This is a genomic window from Flavobacterium sp. FlaQc-49 (assembly GCF_044005985.1).
In the GTDB taxonomy this organism is placed as follows: Bacteria; Bacteroidota; Bacteroidia; order Flavobacteriales; family Flavobacteriaceae; genus Flavobacterium; species Flavobacterium cupriresistens.
The window spans coordinates 1-12,541 of sequence record NZ_JBIPCS010000009.1; the positions used below are offsets into that span (position 1 = coordinate 1).

Here is a 12,541-nt window from a genome sequence, read left to right on the forward strand (position 1 = left end):
GTTCTGGTTAAGATATAAGCATTTCCATCACAACCACTTCCTCCGTTATTGGTATCAGTTACGGTGATTGTTACATTTGAATCACAATTATCAGAAACATTCGTTACATCTTGTGGTGTACCGGCAGGAATAACAGCTATGCTCTCTAAACCGGTAACATCTGTAGGAACAGTTCCCGTTGGAGCTGTTGTATCTCTCACGGTTATAATTTGAACATAAGATGTAGTGTTACCAGAGCAATCCGTTGCTGTCCAGGTACGTGTTAAGGTATAATTAGAATCACATTGATTTTGAATATCACTTTTTGTTTCAGTGAAAACAATTGGTAAATCTGATGTGCAACTGTCTGAAACTACTAGTTGAGCAGGGGCAGGAACAGCGTCACAAGAAACAGTACTATCTTTTGGAAGATCTCCGGTAAATATTGGTTTACTGGTATCTTCAATTGTAATCACTTGCGTGAAAGTATCAGAAGTATTACCACAATCGTCTTTAACAGTCCAAGTGTTAGTGTAAGTTCCGGCATTAGCACAACCTTCAGAAGCTACAAAAGCACCACTTGTTTTCACGATATTAGAAACATCACCATCACAAGAATCAGTAGCAACCGGGAATTGTGTTTGAGCAGTTGTCAAAGCTGTTGCATCGCTACATTGAACAGTTACGTTTAATGTTCCGGCCTCAGTTGTCCAAGTTGGAGCAGTGGTATCTTCAATAGTAATCACTTGAGTGTAAACATCAGAAGTGTTACCACAATCATCTTTTACAGTCCAGGTATTGGTATAAGTTCCGGCATTAGTACAACCTTCAGAGGCTACAAAAGCACCGCTTGTTTTTACGATATTTGAAACATCACCATCACAAGAATCAGTAGCAACCGGGAATTGTGTTTGAGCAGTTGTCAAAGCTGTTGCATCACTACATTGAACAGTAACGTTTAATGTTCCGGCCTCAGTTGTCCATGTTGGAGCAGTGGTATCTTCAATAGTAATCACTTGAGTGTAAACATCTGAAGTGTTACCACAATCATCTTTAACAGTCCAGGTATTGGTATAAGTTCCAGCGTTAGCGCAACCTTCAGAGGCTACAAAAGCACCGCTGGTTTTTACGATATTCGAAACATCACCATCACAAGAATCAGTCGCAACCGGGAATTGTGTTTGAGCGGTAGTCAAAGCTGTTGCATCACTACACTGAACAGTTACGTTTAATGTTCCAGGCTGAGTTGTCCAAGTTGGAGCAGTGGTATCTTCGATTGTAATCACTTGCGTGAAAGTATCAGAAGTATTACCACAATCATCTTTTACAGTCCAAGTGTTAGTATAAGTTCCTGCATTAGTACAACCTTCAGAAGCTACAAAAGCACCGCTTGTTTTCACAATATTAGAAACATCACCATCGCAAGAATCAGTCGCAACCGGGAATTGTGTCTGAGCAGTAGTCAAAGCTGTTGCATCACTACATTGAACAGTTACGTTTAATGTTCCCCCTTGAGTTGACCAAGTTGGAGCAGTGGTATCTTCAATAGTAATCACTTGAGTATAAACATCTGAAGTATTACCACAATCATCTTTAACAGTCCAAGTGTTAGTATAAGTTCCAGCGTTAGTACAACCTTGAGAAGCTACAAAAGCACCGCTGGTTTTTACGATATTCGAAACATCACCATCACAAGAATCAGTAGCAACCGGGAATTGTGTTTGAGCAGTAGTCAAAGCTGCCATATCACTACATTGAACAGTTACGTTTAATGTTCCAGGCTGAGTTGTCCAAGTTGGAGCAGTGGTATCTTCGATTGTAATTACTTGAGTGAAAGCATCTGTAACGTTTCCACAATCATCTTTTGCAATCCAAGAGTTGGTATACGTTCCAGCGTTAGCACAACCTTCAGAGGCAACAAAAGTGCCACTTGTTTTGGTGTAAGTTACAACTGAACAATTGGCTGTAGCTGCGGGAGCTTGATTTTGAGCAGCAGTTAATCCGGTTGCATCACTACATTGCAAAGTAACGTTTAATGTTCCTGCTTGTGTAATCCAAGTTGGTACTGCGGTATCCTGAACGGTAATTACCTGAGTAAAGACAGTTGAGGTATTATTGCAAGTATCGGTTGCAGTCCAGGTGTTGGTGTAAGTACCAGTACTTCCACAACTTCCTTTTTGTAATTGACCGGTTACTTTAGTATAAGTTATAGTTCCATCGCAATTATCTGTTGCAATTGGAGCTTGGTTTTGAGCGGTTGTCAATCCGTCATTATCGCTACATTGTAAAGTAACATCTAGTGTTCCGGCTTGAGTTGTCCATGTTGGAGCAGAAGTATCTTCGATTGTAATTACTTGAGTGAAAGTATCAGAAGTATTTCCACAATCATCTTTTACAGTCCAAGTATTAGTATATGTTCCTGCATTTGCACAAGTTTCAGAGGCTACAAAAGCACCACTTGTTTTCACGATATTAGAAACATCACCATCACAAGAGTCAGTAGCAACCGGGAATTGTGTTTGAGCAGTAGTCAAAGCTGTTGCATCACTACATTGAACAGTTACGTTTAATGTTCCGGCCTCAGTTGTCCAAGTTGGAGCAGTGGTATCTTCGATTGTAATCACTTGAGTGTAAATATCAGAAGTATTTCCACAATCATCTTTAACGGTCCAAGTGTTAGTATAAGTTCCAGCGTTAGCGCAACCTTCAGAAGCTACAAAAGCACCACTTGTTTTCACGATATTAGAAACATCACCATCACAAGAGTCAGTAGCAACTGGGAATTGTGTTTGAGCAGTAGTTAAAGCCGTTGCATCGCTACATTGAACAGTAACGTTTAATGTTCCAGGTTGAGTTGTCCATGTTGGAGCAGTGGTATCTTCAATAGTAATCACTTGAGTGTAAACATCTGAAGTATTACCACAATCGTCTTTAACAGTCCAAGTGTTAGTATAAGTTCCAGCGTTAGCGCAACCTTCAGAGGCTACAAAAGCACCGCTTGTTTTTACGATATTAGAAACATCACCATCACAAGAGTCAGTAGCAACTGGGAATTGTGTTTGAGCAGTAGTCAAAGCTGTTGCATCACTACATTGAACAGTTACGTTTAATGTTCCAGGCTGAGTTGTCCAAGTTGGAGCAGTGGTATCTTCGATAGTAATAATTTGTGTGAAAACATCAGAAGTATTTCCACAATCATCTTTAACAGTCCAAGTGTTAGTATAAGTTCCAGCGTTAGCGCAACCTTCAGAGGCTACAAAAGCACCGCTTGTTTTTACGATATTTGAAACATCAGTATCACAAGCATCAGCTGCAATAGGGAACTGCGCTTGAGCAGCATTTAAAGCTGTTGCATCACTACATTGAACAGTAGCGTTTAATGTTCCGGCTTGAGTTGACCAAGTTGGAGCAGTGGAATCTTCGATAGTAATTACTTGAGTGAAAGCGTCAGTGACATTTCCGCAGTCATCTTTTGCAATCCAAGAGTTGGTATAAGTTCCAGCATTTGCACAACCTTCAGAGGCAATAAAAGAACCACTTGTTTTGGTGTAAGTTACAATTGAACAATTGGCTGTAGCTGCAGGAGCTTGATTTTGAGCAGCAGTTAATGCTGCAGCATCACTGCATTGAACAGTTACGTTTAATGTCCCAGCCTGAGTAATCCAAGTTGGAATTGCAGTATCCTGAACGGTAATTACCTGAGTAAAGACAGTTGAGGTATTATTGCAAGTATCAGTTGCAGTCCAAGTGTTAGTGTAGGTACCAGTACTTCCACAGCTACCTTTTTGTAATACACCGGTTACTTTAGTATAAGTTATAGTTCCATCACAATTATCTGTTGCAATTGGAGCTTGGTTTTGAGCGGTTGTCAATCCGTCATTATCACTACATTGTAAAGTAACATCTAATGTTCCGGCTTGAGTTGACCAAGTAGGAGCAGTAGTATCTTCGATGGTAATGATTTGCGTGAAAACATCAGAAGTATTTCCACAATCATCATTAACAGTCCAAGTGTTAGTGTATGTTCCGGCGTTAGCGCAACCTTGAGAAGCTACAAAAGCACCGCTTACTTTTACAATGTTTGTCACATCCGTATCACAAGCGTCAGTAGCTACTGGGAATTGTGCTTGAGCATTAGCTAAAGCTGCTGCATCACTACATTGAACCGTTGTATTTAATGTTCCGGCTTGAGTTGACCAAGTTGGAGCAGTAGTATCTTCGATGGTAATGATTTGCGTGAAAATAGCAGAAGTATTTCCGCAATCATCATTAACAGTCCAAGTATTAGTATATGTTCCGGCGTTAGCGCAACCTTGAGAAGCTACAAAAGCACCGCTTACTTTTACAATGTTGGTCACATCCGTATCACAAGCATCAGTTGCAACTGGGAATTGAGCTTGAGCATTAGCCAAAGCTGTTGCATCACTACATTGAACAGTAGTATTTAATGTTCCGGCTTGAGTAGACCAAGTAGGAGCAGTAGTATCTTCGATTGTAATGATTTGCGTGAAAACATCAGAAGTATTTCCACAATCATCATTAACAGTCCAGGTATTAGTATATGTTCCGGCGTTAGCACAACCTTGAGAAGCTACAAAAGCACCACTTACTTTTATAATGTTTGTCACATCAGTATCACAAGCATCAGTAGCTACTGGGAATTGAGCTTGAGCATTAGCCAAAGCTGTTGCATCGCTACATTGAACCGTAGTATTTAATGTTCCGGCTTGAGTTGACCAAGTTGGAGCAGTAGTATCTTCGATAGTAATGATTTGCGTGAAAATAGCAGAAGTATTTCCACAATCGTCATTAACCGTCCAAGTATTAGTGTAAGTTCCGGCATTAGCACAACCTTGAGAAGCTACAAAAGCACCGCTTACTTTTACAATGTTTGTCACATCCGTATCACAAGCGTCAGTAGCTACTGGGAATTGAGCTTGAGCATTAACTAAAGCTGTTGCATCACTACATTGAACAGTAGTATTTAATGTTCCGGCTTGAGTTGACCAAGTTGGAGCAGTAGTGTCTTCGATAGTAATGATTTGTGTGAAAATAGCAGAAGTATTTCCGCAATCATCATTAACCGTCCAAGTATTAGTGTAAGTTCCGGCGTTAGCACAACCTTGAGAAGCTACAAAAGCACCACTTACTTTTACAATGTTTGTCACATCAGTATCACAAGCGTCAGTAGCTACTGGGAATTGAGCTTGAGCATTAGCCAAAGCTGCTGCATCGCTACATTGAACAGTAGTATTTAATGTTCCGGCTTGAGTAGACCAAGTTGGAGCAGTAGTATCTTCGATAGTAATGATTTGAGTGAAAATAGCAGAAGTATTTCCGCAATCATCATTAACCGTCCAAGTATTAGTATATGTTCCAGCGTTAGCACAACCTTGAGAAGCTACAAAAGCACCGCTTACTTTTACAATGTTTGTCACATCCGTATCACAAGCGTCAGTTGCAATCGGGAATTGAGCTTGAGCATTAGCTAAAGCTGCTGCATCGCTACATTGAACAGTAGTATTTAATGTTCCCCCTTGAGTTGACCAAGTTGGAGCAGTAGTATCTTCGATGGTAATGATTTGAGTGAAAACAGCAGAAGTATTTCCGCAATCATCATTAACCGTCCAAGTATTAGTATATGTTCCGGCGTTAGCACAACCTTGAGAAGCTACAAAAGCACCGCTTACTTTTACAATGTTTGTCACATCCGTATCACAAGCGTCAGTAGCTACAGGGAATTGAGCTTGAGCATTAGCCAAAGCTGCCATATCGCTACATTGAATCGTAGTATTTAATGTTCCCCCTTGAGTTGACCAAGTTGGAGCAGTAGTATCTTCGATAGTAATTACTTGCGTGAAAATAGCAGAAGTATTTCCGCAATCATCATTAACAGTCCAAGTATTAGTATATGTTCCAGCGTTAGCACAACCTTGAGAAGCTACAAAAGCACCACTTACTTTTACAATGTTGGTCACATCAGTATCACAGCTATCCGTTGCAACCGGGAATTGCGCTTGAGCATTAGCCAAAGCTGTTGCATCGCTACATTGAACAGTAGTATTTAATGTTCCCTCTTGAGTTGACCAAGTTGGCGCAGTAGTATCTTCGATAGTAATTACTTGCGTGAAAATAGCAGAAGTATTTCCACAGTCATCATTAACAGTCCAAGTATTAGTATATGTTCCGGCGTTAGCACAACCTTGAGAAGCTACAAAAGCACCGCTTACTTTTACAATGTTTGTCACATCCGTATCACAAGCGTCAGTAGCTACTGGGAATTGAGCTTGAGCATTAGCCAAAGCTGTTGCATCGCTACATTGAACCGTAGTATTTAATGTTCCGGCTTGAGTTGACCAAGTAGGAGCAGTAGTATCTTCGATGGTAATGATCTGGGTGAAAATAGCAGAAGTATTTCCGCAATCATCATTAACCGTCCAAGTATTAGTATATGTTCCGGCATTAGCGCAACCTTGAGAAGCTACAAAAGCACCGCTTACTTTTACAATGTTGGTCACATCTGTATCACAAGCGTCAGTAGCTACTGGGAATTGCGCTTGAGCATTAGCCAAAGCTGTTGCGTCGCTACATTGAACAGTAGTATTTAATGTTCCGGCTTGAGTGGACCAAGTAGGAGCAGTGTTATCCTGAACAATAATTGTTTGACTAACAGGAAGAGAAGTATTTCCACAAGCATCTATAGCGGTCCAAGTTCTGGTTTTTGTATAGGAACCGGTACAATTGCCTGGTACTGTTGTGTCCTGGAAGGTTAAAGAAGAAACAGTTCCACTATCATCTGTTGCGGTAGCTTGTGCAAAGACAGGCACTTCCGGACAGTTGATTGTTGTAGTTGAAGGTAAAGGATCAATTACCGGTTTTACAGAATCTCCATCAAGAATTACAAAAGATTCGCTGATTGTACAACCTTTAGCATCTGTGATTGTTACGCTATAATTTCCTGCTAAAAGAGCAGTAGCAGTATCCGAAGTTTGTGCTGGAGTTGTATTCCATAAGTAAGTATAAGGTGTTGTTCCTCCTGATACCGTTACAGTCGCAGAACCAGTTGCATCACCTCCACAAACAACATCAATTTGTGTTTTTGTAGCGCTTAGCGCTTTTTGTGGTTGTCCGATTGTTACGGAGCAAGTAGTAGTGTAACCTAATTTGTCGGTTACGGTTACAGTATGTTGACCTGCAGTTAAAGAAACTGCTTGTGAAGTTGTTTCATTATTATCCCATAAATAAGTATAATCACCATTTCCTCCTATAGCAGTTACAGTCGCTTTTCCATTACTGTCACCAAAACATTTGGCAGGATCATCTTGAGAAATACTACAAGACAATACATTTGGTTCAGAGATGGTGATGGTACAAGTTGTAGTACAACCTTTTGCGTCTGTTACGGTTACAGAGTGTAAACCTGCATTTAGTAATACCGCTTTTTGTGTTGTTTCATTATTATCCCATAAGTAGGTATAACTTCCGTTTCCACCAAGTGGAGTTACAGTAGCTTCACCATTACTTAAACCATTAGCAGTAACTGCTTTGTTTTGTATTATTGAACAGCTTAAAGCCGCGCTAGGTTGACCAATTGTAACCGAATTAGATTGAGATGAACAAGAATCCGTAACGGTTAAAGTATAAGTTCCCGCAGGAAGATTGGATACTGTTGCTGTAGTTCCAACTACGGTGTTAGAGCTGTTTTTCCAAGAGTATGTTACCGTTCCAATAGCGTTTGTAACTGTACCAGCGATAACTGTTCCGTTACTATTTCCAAAACAAGCTGCATCCGTTTCAGAAGAAGCTGCTAAAGCTAGTGCTGCACTCGGTTGTCCGATAGTAACAGAATTAGTTTGAGAAGAACAAGAATCTGTAACAGTTAAAGTATATGTTCCGGCAGGCAGGTTTGCTACTGTTGCTGTGGTTCCTACTACAGCATTAGAGCTGTTTTCCCAAGAGTATGTTACCGTTCCAACAGCGTTTGTAACAGTACCCGCAGTTACTGTTCCGGTGCTGGCGCCAAAACAAGCCGCATCGGTTTTTGATGAAGCTGCTAAAGCTAGTGCTGCACTCGGTTGTCCGATTGTAACAGAATTAGTTTGAGAAGAGCAAGAATCTGTAACGGTTAAGGTATAAGTTCCGGCAGGAAGATTTGACACTGTGGCCGTAGTTCCTACTACTGTATTAGAACTGTTTTTCCAAGAGAAGGTTACTGTTCCAATAGCGTTTGTAACAGTACCCGCAGTTACTGTTCCGGTGCTGGCGCCAAAACAAGCCGCATCTGTTTTTGATGAAGCCGCTAAAGCTAGTGCTGCACTCGGTTGTCCGATAGTAACAGAATTAGTTTGAGAAGAACAAGAATCTGTAACAGTTAAGGTATAAGTTCCGGCAGGAAGATTCGAAACCGTTGCTGTGGTTCCTACTACTGTATTAGAACTGTTTTTCCAAGAGAAAGTTATTGTTCCAACTGAGTTTGTCACGGCACCTGCAGTTACTGTTCCGGTGCTGGCACCAAAACAAACCACATCTGTTTTAGAGGAAGCCGCTAATGCCAAAGCTGCACTTGGTTGCCCGATGGTAACAGAATTAGTTTGAGAAGAACAAGAATCTGTAACAGTTAAGGTATAAGTTCCGGCAGGAAGATTCGAAACTGTTGCTGTTGTTCCTACTACTGTATTTGAGCTGTTTTTCCAAGAAAAAGTTACTGTTCCAACTGCGTTTGTTACTGTACCTGCGGTTATAGTTCCAGTACTTGCACCAAAACAAACCACATCTGTTTTAGATGAAGCTGCTAATGCTAAAGCCGCACTAGGTTGTCCGATAGTAACAGAATTAGTTTGAGAAGAACAAGAATCTGTAACAGTTAAGGTATAAGTTCCGGCAGGAAGATTTGAAACTGTTACTGTTGTTCCTACTACTGTATTAGAACTGTTTTTCCAAGAAAAAGTCACAGTTCCAACTGCGTTTGTCACGGCACCTGCGGTTATAGTTCCAGTGCTGGCACCAAAACAAACCACGTCTGTTTTAGATGAAGCCGCTAATGCTAAAGCTGCACTCGGTTGCCCGATAGTAACAGAATTAGTTTGAGAAGAGCAAGAATCTGTAACAGTTAAGGTATAAGTTCCCGCAGGAAGATTTGAAACCGTTGCTGTCGTTCCTACTACTGTATTAGAACTGTTTTTCCAAGAGAAAGTTACTGTTCCGACCGCGTTTGTCACGGCACCTGCAGTTATTGTTCCGGTGCTGGCACCAAAACAAACCACATCTGTTTTAGATGAAGCCGCTAATGCCAAAGCTGCACTCGGTTGCCCGATTGTAACAGAATTAGTTTGAGAAGAGCAAGAATCTGTAACAGTTAAGGTATAAGTTCCGGCAGGCAAATTTGATACTGTTGCTGTTGTTCCTACTACTGTATTTGAGCTATTTTTCCAAGAGAAAGTTACTGTCCCGACCGCATTTGTCACTGCACCTGCAGTTACTGTTCCGGTGCTGGCACCAAAACAAGCCGCATCTGTTTTAGAAGAAGCTGCTAAAGCTAGTGCTGCACTTGGTTGCCCGATGGTAACAGAATTAGTTTTAGAAGAACAAGAATCTGTAACAGTTAAGGTATAAGTTCCGGCAGGAAGATTTGAAACTGTTGCTGTCGTTCCTACTACTGTATTAGAGCTGTTTTTCCAAGAGAATGTTACAGTTCCAACGGAGTTTGTCACGGCACCAGCAGTTACTGTTCCGGTGTTGCCACCAAAACAAGCTGCATCAGTTTTAGAAGAAGCTGCTAATGCCAAAGCTGCACTCGGTTGTCCGATAGTAACAGAATTAGTTTGAGAAGAACAAGAATCTGTAACGGTTAAAGTATAAGTTCCAGCAGGAAGATTTGATACTGTTGCTGTTGTTCCTACTACTGTATTAGAGCTGTTTTTCCAAGAGAAAGTTACTGTTCCAACGGAGTTTGTCACCGCACCCGCAGTTATTGTTCCCGTACTCGCTCCGAAACAAACGACATCAGTTTTGGAGGAAGCTGCTAATGCCAAAGCTGCACTCGGTTGTCCGATAGTAACAGAATTAGTTTTAGAAGAGCAAGAATCTGTAACAGTTAAGGTATAAGTTCCAGCAGGAAGATTCGAAACTGTTACTGTCGTTCCTACTACTGTATTAGAGCTGTTTTTCCAAGAGAAAGTTACCGTTCCAACGGAATTTGTAACCGCACCCGCAGTTATAGTTCCGGTACTGGCACCAAAACAAGTAACATCTGTTTTAGAAGAAGCTGCTAAAGCCAAAGCCGCACTCGGTTGTCCGATGGTAACGGAATTGGTTTGAGAAGAACAAGAATCTGTAACAGTTAAAGTATAAGTTCCCGCAGGAAGATTGGATATCGTTGCTGTTGTTCCTACTACCGTATTAGAGCTGTTTTTCCAAGAGAAAGTTACAGTTCCAACGGAGTTTGTCACGGCACCCGCAGTAACTGTTCCGGTGCTTGCGCCAAAACATGCTGCATCCGTTTTAGATGAAGCTGCTAAAGCCAAAGCTGCACTCGGTTGTCCGATGGTAACTGTATTGGTTTTAGAAGAACAAGAATCCGTTACGGTTAAAGTGTAAGTTCCGGCAGGAAGATTGGACACTGTCGCTGTTGTTCCTACTACTGTATTAGAACTGTTTTTCCACGAGTACGTTACAGTTCCAACGGAGTTTGTAACCGCACCTGCAGTTATAGTTCCGGTGCTGGCACCAAAACAAGCTGCATCCGTTTTAGATGAAGCTGCCAAAGTCAGAGCGGCGGTCGGTTGCCCGATTGTAACGGAATTGGATTGAGACGAACAAGTATCTGTAACGGTTAAAGTATAAGTTCCCGCAGGAAGATTTGAAACTGTTGCTGTTGTTCCTACTACCGTATTAGAGCTGTTTTTCCAAGAGTACGTAACAGTTCCAACTGCGTTTGTCACGGCGCCTGCAGTTACGGTTCCGGTGCTTGCACCAAAACAAGTAACATCTGTTTTAGAAGAAACTCCCAAAGCCAGAGCGGCATTTGGCTGCGTTATAACTACAGAAATAACACCTTTACATCCGCTTGCATCTGTTACAGTTGCTTCGTATGTTCCAACTCCTAAGTTGGTTATGGTTTGAGTTGTTCCTGCAAACGCAGCTCCATTTTTTTTCCATGAATAAGTATAAGGAGCAACACCACCGGTAGGATTGTTAAGTGTAATAGCCCCCGTACTTTGCCCAAAACATTTTACATCAACATGTGAAGCAACGTTTTCTGTTACAACAATATTACTAACAGTTACCACTACAGGTTTAATGTCTGAACAACCTGATATAAGGTTTTGTCCTTTAATATAATAAGTTCCTGCAGTTGCTGCAGTAGGAGTAGTGTAAGGAATTGTTGCAGCTGCATCTCTCCAATACGTATAGGTTAGTCCGGCAGTGCTTCCTGCAGTTACTGCCGCAGCAGTAATATTTACGGTGTTTGGAGAACATACACCTGCAGGATTTGTAATTACTAAAGTATTTGTGGCAAAACTTCTTGCTTTTAGAAATACACCTGCATCATATAATTGATCTGATGCATCGGCGATAGCCATTTTAATTTTATAAGTTTGACCAGGTGTAACCGGATATGTTGCGGTAAGAACAGTTGTAGATCCATCATACTCCATTACTAGTGAAGCAGGTGGATTGTTTAGGTAATAAGCGACATTTTTATCAGGGAAAGCAACACCGTTCACATTAACTCCGGAAGAGTGAATGTTGTTGATCGTAACGGTATCACCATTTGGTAATTGAGAAAGGTTTACAGCATTATTGGTGTAAGTTCCGGCTATTCCGGGTCCGCTTAAGAAAAAACCAAAAGCATCGTTAAATTGCGTATTAACATATTCCAGATATTCCTCTGAGGCAAAAACAAATTTGAACTCAACCAAATTTCCATCAGGAACAAAATTAAATTCCAATATAGCAGCATCACGCATGGTCTGACCTGATATATTAGTTAAATCAGGATCGCTGGCCTCGCTAACCATTGAATCTGATTTATTTGTAAACGTATTAGGCCCCATAGCGGAGCTTATTTTTCCTGTTGCAATTAAAAGACCTTCATCAATAGGAAATGTCGAAGTAGATTTATTAAAGTATCCCAATTGTCGGTCACCGGCGGTTGAAGACCACGTATGATTAGTCCAATCCCAATTGTTTCCATTTTTTTTATAATAACCGAATCGGACATTGCTAATGCTTAAACAGCCAGACGTTAGTATGTTACGCACTAATCCGTCTGCAGTATAACCATTATTTCCGGCAGCGGGATTTGCTACATCTATAGATCCGACTGCAGCCAGTGCCGCCAACGCATTAGCAGTCGCACTACTTTTTGCAGTTACATTACTCTTAGCAGCAGATTTATTTTTGGTAATAGTATTTCCGATTCTGATAGGAACATTTATTTCTTGGGCAGATAGCTCTGTAAAGAAAAATAGTAATCCCAAAATAGTGGTTAAAGTAATTTTTTTCATAGTCTTTAATCTTTAATTTCAAAAATTGTTTGTTCCTCTACAGTACTATTTTT

At 40.9% G+C, this 12,541-nt stretch carries 1 protein-coding gene; it reads right to left on the reverse strand.

Features of this window, described 5'->3' with window-relative positions:
- Positions 1–12,488: choice-of-anchor L domain-containing protein (locus ACHRV3_RS17460; RefSeq protein ID WP_395442783.1), on the reverse strand; the 12,488-nt coding region annotated here is incomplete at its 3' end.
- Between the last annotated feature and the right edge of the window lie 53 nt (positions 12,489–12,541).